An 18,243-nucleotide genomic window follows, 5' to 3' on the forward strand; every position below is an offset into this window, starting at 1 on the left:
CACGCCCCGTCCTCCAGTATGGAGAGCCAGCGTCCATGTCCCTGATCGAGAAACTGCCCCTGATGAGCGACGAGGAGGTGATGAACCTGCTCGCCAACGCCCGTCGCCTGCAAACCCAGGGGGACGACAAGCAGCAAGCCGCCGCGGCCGAGCTCCTTCCCGCGCTCGAGGAAGTCGCCGCTGAGCGCCGCGCCGCGCGCCAGGAGGCCATCCAGGCCAAACGCGCTGCCGCCCGCCGACCCAAGAAGGCCGCCGCCTGACGGCCCGCGCCGGGGCGTGACGGGCGGGCCAAGCTGCGCCATCGTCGGCGCATGAAGCCCGTTCTCATCATCGCCCTGGCGCTTGCGGCCGGTCCAGCCGCCGCCCAGCCTGCCGCCGTCTCCAAGCCGATCTCCGCCCAGCAGAAGACCTTGTCGGGCCAGCCGATCACCCTGCCCCAGGGGCCGGTGGAGGTGACCTTCTCCGAGACCATCGTGCCGGTGGGCGGAGCCATCGCGCCGCACAAGCACCCCTATCCACGCTACGCCTATGTCGTCTCGGGACGGCTGAAGGTCACCAACCTGGTCACCGGAACCGCGGCGGAGGTGAAGGCCGGCGACCTCGCGATCGACGCCATCGACCAGTGGCACGAGGCTGCCGTCGTGGGAGACGAGCCCGTCCGCATGCTGGTGATCGACCAGGCGCCGCCGGGGTTCGTGAACACAGTCAGGCGGGACTAGGTCCGCAGGACCCGTCGCGTTTCAGGCCTTGCCCCGGCGCAGCCGAGCAGGCAGCTTCGCCGTCCGTCCTCCGCATCTGCGAGATCTCCTTGGCCACCGCCTCAGACACGCTTGCGCCCCTGATGGCGCGGATCGCGGCGGGCGACCGGGCGGCCCTGCGACAACTTTACGACGCCACCTCCGCGAAGCTTTTGGGCGTCTGCCTGCGTATCCTCTCCGACCGGGAGGAGTCCGAGGACGTGCTGCAGGAGGTCTATGTCACGATCTGGCGCCGGGCCGACCGCTTCGAGGCGGCGCGGGCCAGCGTCATGACCTGGATCTCGACCATCGCCCGCAACCGCGCCATCGACCGCCTGCGCGCCCGCGGCCCCCTGGCCTACGCGGAGCCGGTAGAGGGCCTGGAACTCGCCGACGGCCAGGCCAGCGTCGAGGCCCTGCTGGAGGCCGGCGACGACGCCGCCCGGCTGCAGGGCTGTCTATCCGAACTCGACGACCGCACCCAGGGGGTGATCCGCACCGCCTTCTTCGAGGGCGTCACCTACGAGGCCCTGGCCCGCCGGATGGACGCGCCGCTGGGCACGGTGAAGAGCTGGATCCGCCGCGGTCTCGCCAGGCTCAAGGGGTGCCTCGAGCGATGAGCGACGCGCCGGACCTTTCCGAAGCCGAAGTCCTGGCCGCCGAGCATGCGCTGGGCGTCCTGGCCGGCCGCGAGCGCGCCGAGGCCGAGGCGCGCATGGCCCGCGAGTCCGAATTCGCGGCCCTGGTCGACGCCTGGCGCGAGCGCCTGCAGCCGCTGGTCGACGCCGTGCCCGAGGTGGCGCCCAGGCCGGCGGTCTGGGCCGCCATCGAGCGCAGCCTGCCGGCCAACGATGACAGCGCCGGCGCCGTCCGCCGCCTGCGGTTCTGGCGCGGGGCGACAGTGGGGTCCCTCGGGCTGGCGGCGGCCAGCCTGGCCGCGGTGGTGGTCCTCGCCAACCGGCCGCCCGCGGCCGCGCCGCCGGAGCCGATGGCGCCGATGCTCAACGCCAACCTGGCGGGCCAGCCGGGGGCCCAGCCGCTGTTCGTCGCGGCCTACGACCCCATGCGCAAGGCGCTGATCGTCACCTCCCTGGTGCCGCCGGGCGCCGATCCGCTGCACGTCCACCAGCTCTGGCTGATCCCGCAGGACGGCAAGCCGCGCTCGCTGGGGATGGTGGAGCCGGGGACGTCGAAGACCATGGCCATGCCCAAGCCGATAGAGGAGCTGGTGGCCGAGGGCGCCCAACTGGCCGTCTCCGTGGAGCCTCCCGGCGGCTCGACCAACCCCGAGGGCCCGTCGGGCCCGATCGCCGCGCGCGGCCTGCTCGCCAAGATCTGACGGCGCCGTCGGCCTTGGCGGCCTGGGCCGGCGCGTGATGAAGATGGGGCATGCAGACGCCCTCGCTCACCCGCCGCGCCCTGACCGCCGCCGGCTTCGCCCTTCTCGCGACCCCGGCCGCCGCGGCCAGCGCCGCCGACGCCCGCTTCGCCCGGCTCGCCGCCCGCTACATCGACGCCCTCGCAAGGCTCTCGCCGATCGGCGCGACCACGCTCGGCGACCACCGCTTCGACGCCGAGGTGGACGACGTCTCCGCCGCAGGGCGGGCCAGGCGGCGGGCGGCGACCCAGGAGCTCCTGCAGGCGGCCGAGGCGATTCCCGCGGCCGAACTCAGCCGCGACAACCAGGTGGACCTGGCCCTGCTGAAGAACCAACTGCGCTACGACCTCTGGACCGACGAGGTGCTGCAGCCCTGGGCCTGGGATCCGCTGATCTACAACAGCGCCGCTGGCGGGGCGCTCTATAGCCTGATGGCCCGCGAATTCGCCCCGCGGCCGCAGCGGCTGCGCTCGGCCATCGCCCGGATGGAGAAGCTGCCGGGCCTGCTGGCCCAGACCCGCGCCGAGCTTGTCCCGGCCCGCGTGCCGCTGATCCACGCCGAAACGGTGTCGCGTCAGAACCCCGGGGTGATCTCCATCGTGGAGACCATGATCGCTAGCGACCTCTCGGGCCTCACGCCGGCGGAGCAGGCGCGGTTCCGGGCGGCGGAGGCCGGCCTGCGGGCGGCGGTGTCCGAGCATCAGGCCTGGATCGACAAGGCGCTGGTCCCGCAGGCCAGGGGCGACTTCCGGCTGGGCGCGAAGCTCTACGACCAGAAGCTGGCCTTCGCCCTGATGTCCCCGATGTCGCGCGCCGAGATCCGGGCGGCGGGCGAGGCCGCGCTGAAGGCCGCGCGGGCGGAGATGTACGCGCTTTCGAAGACGATCCTCGGCGCGAACGCCCCGGCCGGCGACGAGCAGAAGGTGATCGAGGCGGCGCTGGAGCTCTCCTACCGCGACCACGCCCCGCGCAACGGGGTCGTCGAGATGGCCCGCGGCTCCATCGACCAGGCCACCCGCTTCGTGCGGGAGAAGGACCTGATCACCCTGCCGGACGCGCCGGTGGACATCATCCTCATGCCGGAGTTCCAGCAGGGCGTGGCGGTGGCCTACTGCGACAGCCCGGGGCCGCTGGAGCGGCATCTGAAGACCTTCTACGCCATCTCGCCGATCCCCAAGGACTGGAGCGAGGAGCGGGCGGAGAGCTTCCTGCGCGAATACAACCGCCGCATGATCCACGACATGAACGTGCACGAGGCCATGCCCGGGCACTTCGTGCAGATCTGGCACTCCAACCGGCACCCCTCGACCCTGCGGGCGGTGCTGGGCTCAGGTCCGTTCGTGGAGGGCTGGGGCGTCTACGCCGAGGACCTGATGGCCAGGGAGGGGTTCCTCGCCGACGACCCGCTGTTCCGGCTCACCCAGCTGAAGATGCGGGTGCGCTCGATCACCAACGCCATCCTCGACCAAATGGTCCACGTGGACGGGGCGGACGAGGGCGAGGTGATGCGGTTCCTCACCGTCACCGCCTTCCAGCAGGAGCGGGAGGCGGCCGGCAAGTGGACCCGCGCCCGGGTGAGCTCGGCCCAGCTGCCCAGCTACTTCGTGGGGGTGGTCGAGCACGACGCGCTGCGCGCCGAGGCCCAGCGCCGCGCGGGTTCAGGCTTCAGCCTGAAGCGCTACCACGATCAGGTGCTGTCGTACGGATCGCCGCCGGTGCGCTATGCGCGGGCGTTGATGTTCGACGAGCCGATCGCCGAGGCTTGAGCCTCAGCCCTTCGCCTTGTCCATGTTCTCGGCGAACCGCTCGAAGAGGTAGAGGCTGTCGGTGGGGCCCGGCGAGGCCTCCGGGTGGTGCTGGACGCTGAACACCGGGCGGTCCTTGAGCGCGATGCCGGCGTTGGTGCCGTCGAACAGGCTGACGTGGGTCTCGACGACCGGGGCGGGCAGGGTGTCCCGGTCCACGGTGAAGCCGTGGTTCATGGACACGATCTCCACCTTGCCGGTGGTCAGGTCCTTCACCGGGTGGTTCGCGCCGTGGTGGCCCTGGTCCATCTTCACGGTCTTGGCGCCGAGCGCCAGCGACAGCATCTGGTGGCCCAGGCAGATGCCGAACACCGGCGTGCCGCTGTCGACGATCTTCTGGATTTCCGGCACGGCGTACTCACCGGTCGCGGCCGGATCGCCGGGGCCGTTGGAGAGCAGCACGCCGTCGGGCTTGCGCGCCAGGATCGCCTCGGCGCTGGTGCTGGCCGGCACCACGGTCGCGCGGGCGCCGACCGAGGTGAGCGCGCGCAGGATGTTGCGCTTCACGCCGTAGTCGATGACGACGACCTCGTACTTCGGCGTCTCCGCGGCCTTGGCGTAGCCCTCGGGCCAGCTCCACAGGCCCTCGTCGTAGACGAAGGGCTGCAGGCAGGAGGCGTCCTTGGCAAGGTCGAGGCCGACCAGGCCGTTCCAGGCGCGGGCCCGCTCCACCAGGGCGTCGAGGTCGAACACGCCGGTCGGGCTGTGGGCGATCACGCCGTGCGGCATGCCCGTCTCGCGGATCTTGCGGGTCAGCGCGCGGGTGTCGACGCCGGCGAGGCCCACCACGCCGCGGCGCTCCATCCAGGTCTCGAGATCGGTGTCGGCGCGCCAGTTGGCGGGCCGCGTGGGCACATCGCGGAAGATCGCGCCGCGGGCCGCGGTCTCGGCCGAGCCGGACATCTGCTCGATGTCCTGGACGTTGGTCCCGACGTTGCCGACGTGCGGGAAGGTGAAGGCCACGATCTGGGCCATGTAGGAGGGGTCCGTGAGGATCTCCTGGTAGCCGGTCATGGCGGTGTTGAAGCAGACCTCGCCCACCGCCTCGCCGACGGCGCCGACGCCGATCCCCTGGAGGATGGTCCCGTCGGCCAGGGCGAGAACGCCGGTGACGCCAGGCAGCAGGTCGCGGGTCATCGGCAGGCTCCTTGTGGGCAAACGGCCGCGTAGGTAGTGACTCGCACCGGTACGGTCAATCAGGCGGGGACCCTATGGCGCACATCGACCCGGAACGCGAGGCCTGGGAGGTCTTCAAGTCGCTGCCGCGCGACCAGCCGATCCAGATGCTCAACCTGATCCGGCTGAAGCCGAAGGCGGAGTATCCGCCGGGCCATCCGGACCATGGCAAGGATCTGAGCGGCCTCGACGCCTACCGCGCCTACGGCCGGACCACGGCGCACATCTTCAAGCGGCTGGGCGGTCGACAGGTGTGGGCCGGCAAGCCGCAGGTGATGGTGACGGGGCCGCAGTCCGAGGCCTGGGACCTGGCGTTCATCGCCGAATACCCCAACGCCGACGCCTTCATCGCCATGGTGCGCGACCCGGAATACCGCGAGCTGGTGGCGCACCGCACGGCCGGCGTCGCCGACTCCCGGCTCCTGCGGCTGGCGCCGGTGGAGCCGGGCGAAGGGTTCGGAGAATAGCGGCAGGAAAGGTGGGAAACTTGTCATTCCCGCCAGACTCTCCGTCTGGCATTGCAGCAACGACGGGAGGTTCCTGATGCTCGCCCTGCGCCCCAACTGCGAATGCTGCGACCGCGACCTGCCGCCGGAGAGCGCCGAGGCGCGGATCTGCACGTTCGAGTGCACCTTCTGCGCCGACTGCGTGGAGAACCGGCTTGAGGGGATCTGTCCCAACTGCGGCGGAAACCTCGTGCCGCGGCCGATCCGGCCGGCGCGCCTGGTTGGCAAGTTCCCGGCGTCGGCCGAGCGGGTGCTGAAGCCGCACAAGGCCTGCGCGGCCTAGGCGAGGCGGCCGGGCTCGCTTAAGAGCGCGGCCATGCGCATCACCACGGTCGGCCTCGATGCCGACGACACGCTCTGGCACAACGAGACCCTGTTCCGGCTGACCCAGGACCGGTTCCGCGCGCTGATGGCCGACGTGGCGGAGCCCGAGGTGCTGGACGCCCGGCTGGCCGAGATCGAGCGGCGCAACCTCAGGCTCTACGGCTACGGCGTGAAGGGCTTCACCCTCTCCATGCTGGAGACGGTGATGGAGCTGACCGGCGGGGAGCCGCCTGGCCGCATCATCGCCGACATCCTGGCTGCGGGCCGCGAGATGCTGAACGAGCCGGTGGAGCCGCTGCCCGGCGTCGACCAGGCCCTGGCCGAGTTGTCGGAGAGCTACCGCCTCGTGCTGATCACCAAGGGCGACCTGCTGCACCAGGAGCAGAAGCTGGCGGCCTCGGGCCTGGGCGACCTGTTCGTGGCCGTGGAGATCGTCTCGGAGAAGGACGCGGCGACCTACGAGCGGGTGTTCGCCCGGCACGGCACCGGCGCGGCCGAGGCGGTGATGTGCGGCAACTCCATGCGCTCCGACATCCTGCCGGCGCTGGAGGCCGGCGCGTTCGCGGCGCACGTGCCCTATCCGCTCACCTGGGCCCACGAGATGGCCGACGCGCCGGAAGGCCACCCCAGGTTCTGCGAACTGGCGACCATCCGCGACCTGCCCGGCTGGATCCGCTCGCTGGCCTGATGTCACAGACCTGAGCCGCGCTCCGTCCTGGGTTCGAAGAGGGCGGAGGAGGGCAGGGATGTCCCGGATCATCGCAGGGGTGCTGGCGGCGGTCTTCACGGCCAATGCGCTGGCCATGCTGTTCGCGAGCTGGTGGTGGTACGGGGCGGTTCCCGGCGTCACCGCCACCGGGCCGTACAACCCGCATTTCGTCAGGGATATCGGCGCGGCCTACCTGGTGACCGCAGCCGGGCTCGGCTGGTTCGCCTGGCGTCCGGCGCAGGGGTGGCCGGCGCTGGCGATCGGCGCGGGCTTCCTGACGCTGCACGCCGCGGTCCACGCCTACGACGCCGCCTGCGGGACCACGCCGCTGTCCGACGTCCTGCGCGACCTCGCCGGCGTCTACCTGCCGGCCCTCCTGACGCTCGCCATCGCGCTCACCACACCGAAGGAGACCTCCCCATGCTGAAAGCCATCCTCTCGCGCCAGATCGACGCCTTCGAGCGGGCCTGGGGCTATGACACCAGCTACATGCGCCACGTGCTGCGGGCGGCGCCCATGAGCTTCCTGAAGTTCAGCTTCGTGGCCCGGATGACCGACCACCGGGCGGCGCCGGCCGAGGCGCTGGCGGCGGCGGGGCTGGTGGGCACCCTGCACGAGGACTGCGGGCCCTGCGTCCAGATCGGCGTCGACATGGCCACGGCCGGCGGCGCGCGGCCGGAGGTGCTGCGGGCGATCCTGGCCGGCGACGAGGCGGCGATGAGCGACGAGGCCAGGCTGGCCTGGCGGTTCGCCCGGGCGAGCCTCGCCCGCGACCTGGAGGCGGTGGAGCCGCTGCGCGAGGAGATCGTCCGGCGCTGGGGCGACAGGGGGCTCGTGGCCGTGTCCCTCGCCCTGACCACGGCCAGGATGTACCCGACGCTCAAGTACGCCCTGGGTTACGGCAAGGCCTGCTCGAAGGTGACGGTGGGCGGCGTGGCCGCGCCGGTCGCGCACCTGCCGCTGGGGGCGTAGGCTCGCGGCCATGGACGCGGTGCTCACCGACGCCTTCGAGGCCCAGCGGCCGCGGCTGAAGCGGCTGGCCTACCGGATGCTGGGCTCCGTCTCGGAGGCCGAGGACGCGGTGCAGGACGCCTGGCTGCGCTGGACCCGGGCGGCCGAGGGCGTGACCGACCCGGCGGCCTGGCTGGTGGGGACCACCACGCGGCTGTGCATCGACCGGCTGCGGGCGGCGAAGGCGGAGCGGGCGGCCTACCGCGGCCCCTGGCTGCCCGAGCCGCTGATCGAGCCGCTGGAGGACCCGGTGGAGCGGGCCGAGGACGTGTCCGTCGCCTTCCTGCTGGCCCTGGAGCGGCTCTCGCCGCTGGAGCGGGCGGTGTTCCTGCTGCACGACGTGTTCGACGAGGACTATGCGGCCGTGGCCGAGACGCTCGGCCGGACCGAGGGCGCGGTGCGCCAGCTGGCCAGCCGGGCGCGGGAGCATGTGCGCGACGCCCGGCCGAGGTTCTCCGTGGACCGGCAGAAGGCGCTGGAGCTCGCCCAGGCCTTCGTGGCCGCCGCCGCCGGGCAGGACATGCAGGCGCTGGCGTCGCTGCTGGCCCGGGACGCGATCATGGTCACCGACGGCGGCGGCAAGCGGAAGGCGGCGCTCCGGGTGATGGTCGGCCGCGACGACATCATCCGGCTGCTGGAGGGCATCGCCTGGCGGACGGGCGGCCTTCCCGGCGTGGAGCGGTTCGAGACCGTGCGGGTCAACGGCCTGCCGGGGCTGGTGCTGCACCTGTCGGACGGCCCGGAGACCCTGGCCTTCGAACCCGGCGAGGATGGGCTGATCGCGGCGATCTACGCGGTGCGCAACCCGGAGAAGCTGGCGCACCTGACGGCGGGCGCGAGCGACGGAAGCTGACACGTCTTCGCGTACGCGCGCATGCGTAGAGGGCGCACGAGGGGGAATGGACGATGGGAAAGACCGCGTCCGGCAAGGGTGCGGTCGCTCCGGCGGAAAGTCCAAGATTCGGTGTGTGAATCTTGGGGCCCGGCCCTGCTACAATCCGCGCCGTGCGCTTCGACGAACGCTTCCTCGACGAGATCAAATCCCGCCTTCGCCCGTCCGACGTGATCGGCAAGACGGTGAAGCTGCGCAAGCAGGGGCGCGAGTACGTTGGCCTGTCGCCCTTCACCAAGGAGAAGACCCCGTCGTTCTACGTCAACGACGACAAGGGCCAGTTCTTCGACTTCTCGTCGGGCAAGACGGGCGACCTGATCACCTTCCTGCAGGAGACCCAGCGGCTGTCGTTCACCGAGGCCGTGGAGGTGCTGGCGGCGGAGGCGGGCGTGCCGCTGCCGGCCGTCGATCCGCGCGCCGTCGAGGTGGAGAAGAAGCGCCAGGGGCTCTCGGACTGGCTGGAGCTGGCGGCGCAGTGGTTCGAGGCCGAGCTGCGCCGGCCCGCGGGGCGCGACGCGCGGGCCTACCTGGAGAAGCGCGGGCTGCCGGAGACGGAGTGGGCGAGGTTCCGGCTGGGCTTCTCGCCGCCGGGACGGACCGCGCTGAAGGACTATCTGGTCACGAAGGGGGCTCGCCCGGCCGAGCTGGTCGAGGCCGGCCTGCTCATCGCGCCGGAGGAGGGGGGCAGCCCCTACGACCGGTTCCGCGACCGGATCATCTTCCCGATCGCCGACCAGCGGGGCCGCGTGGTCTCGTTCGGCGGCCGGGCGATGGATCCGCAGGCCCGCGCCAAGTACCTGAACGGCCCGGAGACGAGCGTCTTCCACAAGGGCCACAATCTCTACGGCCTGCACGAGGCCCGGAAGATCCTGGCGGCGGCGCCCGCGGGCGAGCAGCCGCCGCTGGTGGTGGTGGAAGGCTACATGGACGTGATCGCCTGCCTGCGGGCGGGCGTGCCGGCGGTGGCGCCCATGGGCACGGCGCTGGGCGAGGACCAGATGGAGATCCTCTGGCGCCACCATCCCGAGCCCACACTCTCCTTCGACGGCGACCGCGCGGGCCGGCAGGCCGCGGCGCGGACGATGGACCGGGCGCTTCCGCTGCTGAAGCCCGGCAAGAGCTTCAAGTTCGCCATCGTGGAGGGCGGCAAGGATCCCGACGAGGTGCTGCGCGAGCAAGGGCCGGCGGCGCTGAAGCAGCAGCTGTCCGACACCACCGCCTTTGCCGACGCCCTGTTCATCCGCGAGCGCGACCTGGAGCCGCTGGACACGCCGGAGCGGCGGGCCGGCTTCAAGGCGAGGCTGCGGCAGGCGGCGAACGCCATCGCCGACAAGGACCTGCAACAGGCCTATCGCGATGCGCTGCTGGAGAAATACGACGCCCTCTTCGCCGCCGTCCGGGCCGAGCGGCCGCGGGACCAGCGACAGGGGGAGGGGCGGCGGGGACCGTGGAACGGCCAGAAGGGCGGCAAGCCCTGGATCGAGCCCTCCACGCCGCAGGGCAAGGCTGCGGCGAAACGCCTCGCCCATGCCTTCGAACCGGTGGTCGCCGCGTTAGCCCACTATGCGGTGCAGGATCCGGCCGTTCTGGACGACCATCTGGAGGAGACCTTCACCGCCGGCGGGTTCGGAAATCCGGAGCTGGCGAAATTGACGAAGGAAATCATTCGGCTCCGCCTGGAAGCAGAGCACCTTGACACGGGCGCCCTACAACGCCATCTGGCCTCGTGCGGATTTAGCGCGCTGTTGACAGACATCGATCGGGCCGCTGCGACTTCGGGCGCGCCCATACTCAAAGATGATGTCTCCCTCGATGCGCGGAGATCCCAGTGGTCGCGTGGCTTCGCCGCCCTTGCACGGGTGGCGGCGCTCGATGACGCCATCGGGGCTGCGAAGGGAAACCTCCGCGGGCGTTCCGACATGGCGTCTTTGGAGCGTCTCAAGGGCGAGCGTGACGCACTGAAGCGCGCGATCAGAACGGGAACGATTTGGACGGACGACGGGTCGTAGAGTCGCACGCGGCTTAACGAACCGAACGCCGCCACCATTTTTTTGATCGGCCCGGGCCTTGCAGGAGGCGCGGCAGCCGATCTCGGAGATTTCGATGAGCACCAACACGGCCGAAGCGGAAACCCCCGAAACGACCGGCGGCGATGGGCCGCTGCTCGACCTGACGGACGCCGCGGTCAAGAAGTTCATCAAGCAGGCCAAGGCCCGCGGCTACGTCACGATGGACGAGCTGAACAAGGTGCTCCCGTCGGAGGAAGTCACCTCGGAGGCCATCGAGGACACGCTGGCCATGCTGTCCGAGATGGGCGTCAACGTCGTCGAGGCGGAAGAGGACGCCGAAGGCGGCGAAGTCGCCGTCCGCGAGGAAAGCGCCGTCGTCGAGACGACCAAGGAGCCGGCCTACGACCGGACCGACGACCCGGTTCGGATGTACCTGCGCGAGATGGGCTCGGTGGAGCTGCTCTCCCGCGAGGGCGAGATCGCCATCGCCAAGCGCATCGAGGCCGGCCGCGACACCATGATCCGCGGCCTGTGCGAGTCCGCGCTGACCTTCGAGGCCATCATGGTGTGGCGCGAGGAGCTCGGCTCGGGCCGCATCCTGCTGCGCGAGGTGATCGACCTCGAACAGACCTACGGCGGCCAGAACCAGGGCGCCGACGCCCTGCCGGTGGAAGCCACCACCGAGGCGGCCGAGGAGAAGGAAGAGGCCGAGGCCGCCGAAGGCGCCGCCGAGGGCGAGGGCGACGACGACTTCGACGACGGCGCCGGCCCGACCATCAGCGCGATGGAAGCCGAGCTGCGCGACGGCGTCATGGCCACCCTCGACGCCATCGCCGCCGAGTTCGAGAGCTTCCGCCTGCTGCAGGAGAAGCTGGTCGCCCAGCGCCTGAAGGGCCAGGACCTGTCGGACGCCGACCGCAAGACCTATGCGGCGGCGACCAGCACCATCGTCCAGCACCTCAAGACGCTGAAGCTGAACAACAACCGCATCGAGGCGCTGGTCGAGCAGCTCTATGCGATCAACAAGCGCCTGATGGGCCTGGAGGGCCGGCTGCTGCGGCTGGCCGACAGCTACGGCATCAGCCGCACCGAGTTCCTGAAGGCCTACTTCGGCCAGGAGATGCGCCCGGACTGGGGCGACCAGGTGAAGGCGCTGGGCGTCCGCTGGACCAAGTTCGCAGAGAACGACGCCAGCCAGATCGGCGAGATCCGCCAGGAGATCGCCGCGCTGGCCATGGAAACCGGCGTACCGATCGACGACTACCGCCGCATCGTCCAGACCGTGCAGAAGGGCGAGCGCGAGGCCCGGCAGGCGAAGAAGGAAATGGTCGAGGCCAACCTGCGCCTCGTGATCTCCATCGCCAAGAAGTACACCAACCGCGGCCTGCAGTTCCTGGACCTGATCCAGGAGGGCAACATCGGCCTGATGAAGGCGGTGGACAAGTTCGAGTACCGCCGCGGCTACAAGTTCTCCACCTACGCCACCTGGTGGATCCGGCAGGCGATCACCCGCTCGATCGCCGACCAGGCCCGGACCATCCGCATCCCGGTGCACATGATCGAGACGATCAACAAGATCGTCCGCACCTCGCGCCAGATGCTGCACGAGATCGGCCGCGAGCCGACCCCGGAGGAGCTGGCCGAGAAGCTGGCCATGCCGCTGGAGAAGGTGCGCAAGGTCCTGAAGATCGCCAAGGAGCCGATCAGCCTCGAGACCCCGATCGGCGACGAGGAGGACAGCCACCTGGGCGACTTCATCGAGGACAAGAACGCCGTCCTGCCGATCGATGCGGCCATCCAGTCGAACCTGCGCGAGACCACGACCCGGGTGCTGGCGTCGCTGACGCCGCGCGAGGAGCGGGTGCTGCGCATGCGCTTCGGCATCGGCATGAACACCGACCACACCCTCGAGGAGGTCGGCCAGCAGTTCAGCGTGACCCGCGAGCGGATCCGCCAGATCGAGGCCAAGGCGCTGCGCAAGCTGAAGCACCCGTCGCGGTCCAGGAAGCTGAGAAGCTTCCTCGACAGTTGATGCCGGTCGCCGTCGGACGGAGCCTCTCGAGCCATGGCCGACGGCGAAACCACGCTGAAGCTTGAAGTCACGCTCAGCGAGAGCGCTCCGCCACCTGCGGGAGCGGGCGGAGAGTCTTGGCGTCCCGGTCTCCACGGTGGCGTCCAGGCTGCTTGAACTGCAGATGTTCGACTAGGACTGGCCGCGAAGCGGTGAAGGTCGTCTTCAGCGCCAGGGCGCGTCGCGAGCCTCTGGCGCAGGCCGACTGGCTCGCGGAGCGAGCTCCCGCGGCGGCGCTGGGCGCGGCCGACCAATTCGACGCCGCGATCGAGCTTCTGCGCGACTTTCCGCTTGCGGCGCCCCTGACGGATGAGCATCACCGCGAACTGACCGTGCCGTTCGGCCGCGTCGGACCTACCTTGGTGACGATCGTGCGGGTGCTTCAGGGGCGTCAGCGGCGCTAATCGGGAATATTCATGCGTACCAGCTTCTTCGCCGCAGTGGCGGCACTCGCGTTTTGCCTGGGCTCCACCGCCGCCGCCCAGCCCGCGCCGCCGCTGTCGGACGCCGCGCGGCGGGTGCAGGCGCACATGGAGTTCCTGGCCAGCGACCTGCTGGAGGGGCGCGAGGCAGGTTCGCGGGGCTACGACATCGCCGCCGACTATGTGGCCGCCCAGTTCAAGCAGCTCGGCCTGGCGCCGGCGGGCGACGCCGGCTCCTATTTTCAGCGGGTGCCGATGGTCGCCTACCGGCCGGTGGACCAGGGCAGCCTGGTCCTGAAGCGGGGCGGGGCGGCGACGCCGCTGGTGTTCGGCGAGGACTATGTGGTCGGCCGCAATCCGCTGGCCGCCGAGACGAAGCTGTCGGCCCCGATGGTGTTCGCGGGCTACGGCGTGGTGGCGCCCGAGCACGGCCGGGACGACTACGCCGGGCTCGACGTGCGCGGGAAGATCGTGGTGGCGCTGGACGGGGCGCCCAAGGCCATCCAGACCGAGGAGCGGGCCCACTACCGCAGCGGCCGGGTGAAGCGGGCCGAGGCGGCCAGGCGCGGCGCGGTGGGCTTCCTGACGGTGAACACGCCGGAGGGCGAGAAGCTGCGCCCCTTCGCGCAGGGGGCCAAGCGCTGGCGCAGCTGGAGCATGACGTGGCAGGAGAAGGGCGGGCAGCCCTATGTGGTCGCCCCCGAGGTCCTGTCGCTGGGCGACATCAGCGTAGCGGGCGCCGCCAAGCTGTTCGCCGGCGCGCCGGCCAGCCTGGAGCAGATCTACGCCGCCGCGGAGACGCCGACGGCCGAGGTTCCGCGCTTCGCCCTGCCGGCCGTGCTGGAGACCAGTTACCGCACCGAGACCAAGCCCGTGGAGAGCCGCAACGTCGCCGCGATGCTGGAAGGCTCGGACCCGAAGCTGAGGTCGGAGGTGGTGGTGCTGTCCGCGCACCTGGACCACGTGGGCGTCGCCAACGGGACCGAGGGCGACCGGATCCACAACGGCGCGCTGGATAACGCCGGCGGGGTGGCGACCACGCTGGAGGTGGCCCGCATGGCGGTGGAGACGAAGAAGCGCCCGAAGCGCTCCATGCTGTTCCTGATGGTGACGGCCGAGGAGAAGGGCCTGGTGGGCGCGGAATACTTCGCCCGCAACCCGACCGTGCCGCTGTCCTCGCTGGTGGCCAACGTCAACCTGGACATGCCGATCCTGACCTACGACTTCACCGACGTCGTGGCGTTCGGGGCGGAGCGCTCCGCGATCGGGCCGGCGGTGCGACGGGCGGCGGGGCGGATGGGCGTGGCCCTGTCCGGCGACCCGATGCCCGACGAAGGGCTGTTCACCCGCTCGGACCACTACCGGTTCGTCGAGGTGGGGGTGCCGTCGGTGTTCCTGATGACCGGCTTCGGCAACGGCGGCGAGGCGAAGTTCCGCCGCTTCCTGAAGGACTGCTACCACAAGGCCTGCGACGACCTCTCCCAGCCGATCGACTACGAGGCCGGGGCCAAGTTCGCCCGCATCAACTACGAGATCACCCGCGAACTCACCGACGCGCGGGTGCGACCGACCTGGAACAGCGGCGACTTCTTCGGCGGACGGTTCGCCAACCCGACCGGGACGCGGGCCGCGGCGCCGTAAACCGGGCGGCGCCGTCACGCCGGATCAAGCAACTGGCGCGCCCAGTCATGGCCGCGGCGGCCGGCGAAGGCGAGGCTGGCGGGGTGTCCAGCCTAGCGCCAGCCGTAGTTGAAGCTGACCGAGATCCGTTCGGTCTTCGCCTGGTTGGCGGGGACCTCGTGGCGCAGCCAGCTCTCCCACAGGAAGACCGTGCCCGGCTGGGGCGCCAGGTAGACGAAGCTGCGCTGGGCCTCGGGGGCGTCGGCCCGGCGCGGCGGGGCGGCCATCATCATCGGCAGGCGCGGGTCCTCCAGCTTGAGCGCGCTCGCGCCGGGCGGGGTGCGTACGTAGACGGTCCCGGAGATGACGCTGTGCGGGTGGATGTGGCCGGTGTGGCCGGCGCCCGGCTTCAGGATGTTGACCCACAGGCTGTCGAGCCGCAGCCGCCCGGCGCCCAGGTCGTAGGCGAGGTCCGCGGCGAAGGCCGCGGCGTGGCGGTCGAGCTTCCTCTTCAAGTCGGCGAAGACGCTGGCCCGGCGGGGCAGGTCGTCGAGCGAGGCGTAGGAGGTGTAGCCGCCGTAGGCGTGCTCGCGGCACCAGCGCCGGCCGGCCTGGTCCTCGTCCGCCAGCATGCGGCAGGCAGCCTCCAATTCGGCATTGAAATTTTCGAACATTCGGTCTGTGGTAAGCGAGGCTTCGTAGACCGGAGTCGGGAAGAGGAGACGCAGGGCCATGCGGCGGCGCTAGTCGCCCACGGCCCGAATGTCAAAGGCCGGCGCGCTGGCGCCGTCGGTGAACCTTGGTTAGAGTCATTTCAAAATACGGTCCCGCGAGAGCAATGCCGGGACCTGGGGGAGCGGAACAGATGATCAGGACTGTGGCGGCGCTGGCCTTGGCGAGCGTGGTGATGGCCGGGCAGGCGGAAGCCCAGACGCGGCGCGCGGCGCCGGCGGCGGCGGCCTACAAGGCCCCCCGCGGCCCCGACAAGATCCACCCCGACCTGAACGGCGTCTGGCAGGTGATGAACACCGCCGGCTGGGACATCGAGCCCCACGCGGCGCGCGCCGCGCTGCAGTTCCGCCCGGGCCCGGTGACGCCGGTCCCGGCCAAGGAGGTGGTGGCGCTGGGCGCGGTGGGCGCGGTGCCGGCCGGCCTGGGCGTCGTCGAGGGCGGCGAGATCCCGTACACGGACGAGGCCCGCAAAATCCGCGACGAGAACCGCGCCGACTACCTGAAGCGCGATCCGGAGGTGAAGTGCTACCTGCCCGGCGTGCCGCGGGCCAACTACATGCACCTGCCGTTCCAGATCTTCCAGTCCGACAAGTCGATGCTGATCGCCTACGAGTACGCGGGCGCGGTGCGCAACATCCTGTTCGACGATCCCGGCCCGCCGCCGGTGGACAGCTGGATGGGCCAGTCGGTGGCCAAGTGGGAGGGCGACACCCTGGTCGTCACCGTCACCGGCCAGCTGGACCGCACCTGGTTCGACCGCGCGGGCAACCACCACTCGGCCGAGATGGTGGTCGTGGAGCGCTGGACGCCGACCAGCCCGAGCACCATGCGCTACGAGGCGACGATCACCGACCCGTCGACCTTCACCCGGCCGTGGAAGATGAGCATGAACCTCTACAAGCGGGTCGGCGAGGACGCCCGGCTGCAGCAGTTCAAGTGCGTCGAGTTCGTCGAGGAGCTGATGTACGGCCACCTGCGGAAAGAGCCGCTGAAGTGATAGGATTTCCGCAGGGCGAGACCCCGCGGGACGCGTGAGCATTTTGAAGTCATCATCCGGCGCTGGAGGCGCACCATGAATTTCCGTCGCTTTGTTCTCCCCACCCTGATCGCCGCCGCCGTGGCCGGCGCGGGCGTCGTCGGCGTCCAGCAGGCGCAGGCGCACCACGCCTTCGCCGCGGAGTTCGACGGCAAGGCCCCCGTGCTGCTGCGCGGCAAGGTCACGAAGGTGGAGTGGATCAACCCGCACGCCTGGGTGCACCTGGCGGCCGTCACGCCCGACGGCAAGACCCAGGCCTGGATGGTCGAGGGCGGCACGCCCAACACCCTGCTGCGCTCGGGCATCGACCGCAATTCGCTCAAGCCCGGCACCGAGATCGTGGTCCGCGGCTACCAGTCCAAGGACAAGGCCTGCACGCCGGTCTGCAAGGCCAACGGCCGCGACGTGACCTTCCCGGACGGCCGCAAGCTGTTCATGGGCTCCTCGGGCACCGGCGCGCCGAAGGACGGCTCGGACCCCACCGACCGGCGCTAGGCCCGGCCGAACGACGCAACGAGGCCCCGGAGGCGACTCCGGGGCCTTTTCGCTGCGCGTCAGTTCTTCGGCAGCGGCGTTTCGGCCTCGACAGGTCCGACGACGAACTTGGCGTGGCAGGCGACGCAGGTCTGGTAGAGCGCCGCGCCGGTCTCGAAGGCGGCGGCCTTGTCCATCCGCATGGCCGCGTCCTTGGCGGCCAGCGCCTTGACGGTCATGTCACGGGCGTAGGCGTTCCACTCGGCCACCGGCTCGCGGGGGCGGCCGGGCAGCATCAGCAGGTTGCCGGCCTCGGCCACCGTGGCGGCGCCGTCCTCGACCACCTTCCAGCCCTCCGGCGTGGTCGGCGAGAGGTCGCGCTCGCCCTGCTCGGTGACCTCGGTGCCGGAGCCGCGCCAGAAGGCGAAGGCGGCCGGGTCGATGACGTGGAGCATCAGCTCGGCCATGTCCATGCGGGTGTCGTAGGCGGGCTGCGCCTCCCGGTTCGAGCAGGCGGCGAGCGCGAGCGCGCAGGCGGCGAGCGGCAGCAGTCGGCGCATGAGATCTGTTCCCCCGAAGACGGGCGCGTGGACCGCGCTCCGGCGGGGATTTTGCGCCCTGGCGGCGCTGCGGTCCAGCCTAGCGGCGGTCGGAACGTACCTGAATTTCGAGAAGCGAGCGCCACATCTCGTCGGCGAACCTCACGACCTGCACATTGGCGGTGAAGGCGTGCTTCGCCTCGACCATCTCCACGGTCTCGCGGACCATGTCGACGGATGGGTCGGCGCCCAGCCGCGCCACCTTGTGGGCCGAGGCGGCGAAGCGGTTTCCGGCGGTCATCAGGCCCACGCGGGCGGTGGCGAGCACGTCCATGGACGCAAGGATGGCCCGGACGCGGTTAAGGCATCGCGTGGAGAGATGGTGAACGCCAGGGCCCCGCGTCCTGCGCTATGCTGGCGGCCAGCAAGGAGGCTCTGCATGAGACCCTGGATCATCGGCCTGGCCGCCGCGCTCGCCTGCGGCGCCGCCCAGGCCCAGCCGGCCGGCCAGAACCCGCCGCGCACCACCATCCTGTGCCTGGAGCCCAGCGGGCGCAGCATCCCCGCGATCTGCCACGTGCCGGCCAGCCGGCTCGACCCGTCCGAGTTCATCTGCCAGTGCTTCGGCGGCGGGATGCGGACCGTGGTCCCGATCTGCCCCGACGGCGTCGACCCGCCGCCCGAAAGCGCCGCCCTGGAGCGGGCGCGTCGGGACGGGGTGAGGAAGGGCAGCCTGGTCGGCGCGACCTTCCAGGGCAGGCCGATCTGCGTCGCGCCCCGTGGGATGGGGCGCTAGGCCGGC

22 protein-coding genes are annotated in these 18,243 nt (G+C 70.9%); 18 read left to right on the plus strand and 4 right to left on the minus strand.

Annotated elements, in window-relative coordinates; translation table 11 throughout:
* Positions 1 to 35: 35 nt before the first annotated feature.
* The 5 genes from V7Z97_RS07900 to V7Z97_RS07920 all read left to right on the plus strand — a co-directional run bounded on the left by V7Z97_RS07900 (position 36) and on the right by V7Z97_RS07920 (position 3,881).
* Positions 36 to 260, plus strand: coding sequence for a hypothetical protein (locus V7Z97_RS07900; RefSeq protein WP_334162595.1), 225 nt, complete (start codon positions 36 to 38; stop codon positions 258 to 260).
* 51 nt (positions 261 to 311) lie between these two features.
* Positions 312 to 719, plus strand: coding sequence for a cupin domain-containing protein (locus V7Z97_RS07905; protein WP_334162597.1), 408 nt, complete (start codon positions 312 to 314; stop codon positions 717 to 719).
* Between the two features lie 89 nt (positions 720 to 808).
* A complete protein-coding gene (locus tag V7Z97_RS07910; RefSeq protein WP_334162599.1) occupies positions 809 to 1,357 on the plus strand; it encodes a sigma-70 family RNA polymerase sigma factor in 549 nt (182 codons plus the stop codon).
* Positions 1,354 to 2,076: an anti-sigma factor gene (locus tag V7Z97_RS07915; RefSeq protein ID WP_334162601.1), complete on the plus strand. Its 723-nt coding sequence runs from the start codon at positions 1,354 to 1,356 to the stop codon at positions 2,074 to 2,076. Before V7Z97_RS07910 ends, V7Z97_RS07915 begins: the two co-directional genes overlap by 4 nt.
* A 50-nt stretch (positions 2,077 to 2,126) precedes the next feature.
* Entirely contained in the window at positions 2,127 to 3,881 is a 1,755-nt protein-coding gene (locus tag V7Z97_RS07920; RefSeq protein ID WP_334162602.1) for a DUF885 domain-containing protein, read from the plus strand.
* 3 nt (positions 3,882 to 3,884) lie between these two features.
* Here V7Z97_RS07920 and carA read toward each other — a convergent pair whose 3' ends face one another.
* Positions 3,885 to 5,057 (minus strand): glutamine-hydrolyzing carbamoyl-phosphate synthase small subunit, encoded by a 1,173-nt coding sequence (carA, locus tag V7Z97_RS07925; RefSeq protein ID WP_334162604.1) that lies wholly within the window; start codon positions 5,055 to 5,057, stop codon positions 3,885 to 3,887.
* Between the two features lie 74 nt (positions 5,058 to 5,131).
* On the opposite strand from carA, the gene V7Z97_RS07930 reads away from it, so the two are divergent.
* The 10 genes from V7Z97_RS07930 to V7Z97_RS07975 all read left to right on the plus strand — a co-directional run bounded on the left by V7Z97_RS07930 (position 5,132) and on the right by V7Z97_RS07975 (position 14,681).
* The gene (locus tag V7Z97_RS07930; RefSeq protein ID WP_334162605.1) at positions 5,132 to 5,563 is read left to right on the plus strand and encodes a DUF1330 domain-containing protein; all 432 of its coding nucleotides are present in this window, start codon (positions 5,132 to 5,134) and stop codon (positions 5,561 to 5,563) included.
* Between the two features lie 76 nt (positions 5,564 to 5,639).
* Positions 5,640 to 5,885, plus strand: a complete 246-nt coding sequence (locus tag V7Z97_RS07935) for a DUF1272 domain-containing protein (RefSeq protein WP_334162606.1) — start codon at positions 5,640 to 5,642, stop codon at positions 5,883 to 5,885.
* Between the two features lie 33 nt (positions 5,886 to 5,918).
* Positions 5,919 to 6,614, plus strand: coding sequence for an HAD family hydrolase (locus V7Z97_RS07940; protein WP_334162607.1), 696 nt, complete (start codon positions 5,919 to 5,921; stop codon positions 6,612 to 6,614).
* Between the two features lie 58 nt (positions 6,615 to 6,672).
* Positions 6,673 to 7,062, plus strand: coding sequence for a hypothetical protein (locus tag V7Z97_RS07945; protein ID WP_334162609.1), 390 nt, complete (start codon positions 6,673 to 6,675; stop codon positions 7,060 to 7,062).
* Entirely contained in the window at positions 7,056 to 7,607 is a 552-nt protein-coding gene (locus tag V7Z97_RS07950; protein ID WP_334162610.1) for a hypothetical protein, read from the plus strand. The genes V7Z97_RS07945 and V7Z97_RS07950 overlap by 7 nt, the downstream gene beginning before the upstream one ends.
* 10 nt (positions 7,608 to 7,617) lie before the next feature.
* Entirely contained in the window at positions 7,618 to 8,499 is an 882-nt protein-coding gene (gene sigJ, locus V7Z97_RS07955; RefSeq protein ID WP_334162612.1) for an RNA polymerase sigma factor SigJ, read from the plus strand.
* Positions 8,500 to 8,651: 152 nt separating this feature from the next.
* On the plus strand, positions 8,652 to 10,547 hold the full coding sequence (gene dnaG, locus V7Z97_RS07960; protein WP_334162613.1) for a DNA primase: 1,896 nt from the start codon (positions 8,652 to 8,654) through the stop codon (positions 10,545 to 10,547).
* Between the two features lie 94 nt (positions 10,548 to 10,641).
* A complete protein-coding gene (gene rpoD, locus V7Z97_RS07965; protein WP_334162614.1) occupies positions 10,642 to 12,579 on the plus strand; it encodes an RNA polymerase sigma factor RpoD in 1,938 nt (645 codons plus the stop codon).
* Positions 12,580 to 12,770: 191 nt separating this feature from the next.
* Positions 12,771 to 13,022 (plus strand): type II toxin-antitoxin system RelE/ParE family toxin, encoded by a 252-nt coding sequence (locus V7Z97_RS07970; protein WP_334162616.1) that lies wholly within the window; start codon positions 12,771 to 12,773, stop codon positions 13,020 to 13,022.
* 12 nt (positions 13,023 to 13,034) lie between these two features.
* Positions 13,035 to 14,681: a M28 family metallopeptidase gene (locus V7Z97_RS07975; RefSeq protein WP_334162618.1), complete on the plus strand. Its 1,647-nt coding sequence runs from the start codon at positions 13,035 to 13,037 to the stop codon at positions 14,679 to 14,681.
* 92 nt (positions 14,682 to 14,773) lie between these two features.
* On the opposite strand, the gene V7Z97_RS07980 is transcribed toward V7Z97_RS07975, so the two are convergent.
* Positions 14,774 to 15,394: a TIGR02466 family protein gene (locus V7Z97_RS07980; RefSeq protein WP_334162619.1), complete on the minus strand. Its 621-nt coding sequence runs from the start codon at positions 15,392 to 15,394 to the stop codon at positions 14,774 to 14,776.
* 131 nt (positions 15,395 to 15,525) lie between these two features.
* Between V7Z97_RS07980 and V7Z97_RS07985 the strand changes: the two genes are divergently transcribed.
* Together V7Z97_RS07985 and V7Z97_RS07990 are read left to right on the plus strand one after the other, a co-directional pair.
* Entirely contained in the window at positions 15,526 to 16,389 is an 864-nt protein-coding gene (locus tag V7Z97_RS07985; RefSeq protein WP_334162621.1) for a hypothetical protein, read from the plus strand.
* 75 nt (positions 16,390 to 16,464) lie between these two features.
* A complete protein-coding gene (locus V7Z97_RS07990; protein ID WP_334162622.1) occupies positions 16,465 to 16,923 on the plus strand; it encodes a DUF6152 family protein in 459 nt (152 codons plus the stop codon).
* 59 nt (positions 16,924 to 16,982) lie between these two features.
* Here V7Z97_RS07990 and V7Z97_RS07995 read toward each other — a convergent pair whose 3' ends face one another.
* Positions 16,983 to 17,462, minus strand: a complete 480-nt coding sequence (locus V7Z97_RS07995) for a hypothetical protein (protein WP_334162624.1) — start codon at positions 17,460 to 17,462, stop codon at positions 16,983 to 16,985.
* A gap of 79 nt (positions 17,463 to 17,541) precedes the next feature.
* The gene (locus tag V7Z97_RS08000) at positions 17,542 to 17,775 is read right to left on the minus strand and encodes a flagellar basal body rod C-terminal domain-containing protein (RefSeq protein ID WP_334162626.1); all 234 of its coding nucleotides are present in this window, start codon (positions 17,773 to 17,775) and stop codon (positions 17,542 to 17,544) included.
* 105 nt (positions 17,776 to 17,880) lie between these two features.
* Here V7Z97_RS08000 and V7Z97_RS08005 point away from each other — a divergent pair, with 105 nt between their 5' ends.
* The gene (locus V7Z97_RS08005; protein ID WP_334162627.1) at positions 17,881 to 18,237 is read left to right on the plus strand and encodes a hypothetical protein; all 357 of its coding nucleotides are present in this window, start codon (positions 17,881 to 17,883) and stop codon (positions 18,235 to 18,237) included.
* Positions 18,238 to 18,243: the final 6 nt, after the last annotated feature.

This window comes from Phenylobacterium sp., from assembly GCF_036821595.1.
Lineage (GTDB): Bacteria > Pseudomonadota > Alphaproteobacteria > Caulobacterales > Caulobacteraceae > Phenylobacterium.

What these genes read in the sequence shown, in the direction of transcription:
- V7Z97_RS07900 (WP_334162595.1), top strand. Translation starts at nt 36, where the DNA reads ATGTCCCTGATCGAGAAACTGCCCCTGATGAGCGACGAGGAGGTGATG.
- V7Z97_RS07905 (WP_334162597.1), top strand. Translation starts at nt 312, where the DNA reads ATGAAGCCCGTTCTCATCATCGCCCTGGCGCTTGCGGCCGGTCCAGCC.
- V7Z97_RS07915 (WP_334162601.1), top strand. Translation starts at nt 1,354, where the DNA reads ATGAGCGACGCGCCGGACCTTTCCGAAGCCGAAGTCCTGGCCGCCGAG.
- V7Z97_RS07920 (WP_334162602.1), top strand. Translation starts at nt 2,127, where the DNA reads ATGCAGACGCCCTCGCTCACCCGCCGCGCCCTGACCGCCGCCGGCTTC.
- carA (WP_334162604.1), bottom strand. Translation starts at nt 5,057, where the DNA reads ATGACCCGCGACCTGCTGCCTGGCGTCACCGGCGTTCTCGCCCTGGCC.
- V7Z97_RS07930 (WP_334162605.1), top strand. Translation starts at nt 5,132, where the DNA reads ATGGCGCACATCGACCCGGAACGCGAGGCCTGGGAGGTCTTCAAGTCG.
- V7Z97_RS07935 (WP_334162606.1), top strand. Translation starts at nt 5,640, where the DNA reads ATGCTCGCCCTGCGCCCCAACTGCGAATGCTGCGACCGCGACCTGCCG.
- V7Z97_RS07940 (WP_334162607.1), top strand. Translation starts at nt 5,919, where the DNA reads ATGCGCATCACCACGGTCGGCCTCGATGCCGACGACACGCTCTGGCAC.
- V7Z97_RS07945 (WP_334162609.1), top strand. Translation starts at nt 6,673, where the DNA reads ATGTCCCGGATCATCGCAGGGGTGCTGGCGGCGGTCTTCACGGCCAAT.
- V7Z97_RS07950 (WP_334162610.1), top strand. Translation starts at nt 7,056, where the DNA reads ATGCTGAAAGCCATCCTCTCGCGCCAGATCGACGCCTTCGAGCGGGCC.
- sigJ (WP_334162612.1), top strand. Translation starts at nt 7,618, where the DNA reads ATGGACGCGGTGCTCACCGACGCCTTCGAGGCCCAGCGGCCGCGGCTG.
- rpoD (WP_334162614.1), top strand. Translation starts at nt 10,642, where the DNA reads ATGAGCACCAACACGGCCGAAGCGGAAACCCCCGAAACGACCGGCGGC.
- V7Z97_RS07975 (WP_334162618.1), top strand. Translation starts at nt 13,035, where the DNA reads ATGCGTACCAGCTTCTTCGCCGCAGTGGCGGCACTCGCGTTTTGCCTG.
- V7Z97_RS07980 (WP_334162619.1), bottom strand. Translation starts at nt 15,394, where the DNA reads ATGGCCCTGCGTCTCCTCTTCCCGACTCCGGTCTACGAAGCCTCGCTT.
- V7Z97_RS07985 (WP_334162621.1), top strand. Translation starts at nt 15,526, where the DNA reads ATGATCAGGACTGTGGCGGCGCTGGCCTTGGCGAGCGTGGTGATGGCC.
- V7Z97_RS07990 (WP_334162622.1), top strand. Translation starts at nt 16,465, where the DNA reads ATGAATTTCCGTCGCTTTGTTCTCCCCACCCTGATCGCCGCCGCCGTG.
- V7Z97_RS07995 (WP_334162624.1), bottom strand. Translation starts at nt 17,462, where the DNA reads ATGCGCCGACTGCTGCCGCTCGCCGCCTGCGCGCTCGCGCTCGCCGCC.
- V7Z97_RS08000 (WP_334162626.1), bottom strand. Translation starts at nt 17,775, where the DNA reads ATGGACGTGCTCGCCACCGCCCGCGTGGGCCTGATGACCGCCGGAAAC.
- V7Z97_RS08005 (WP_334162627.1), top strand. Translation starts at nt 17,881, where the DNA reads ATGAGACCCTGGATCATCGGCCTGGCCGCCGCGCTCGCCTGCGGCGCC.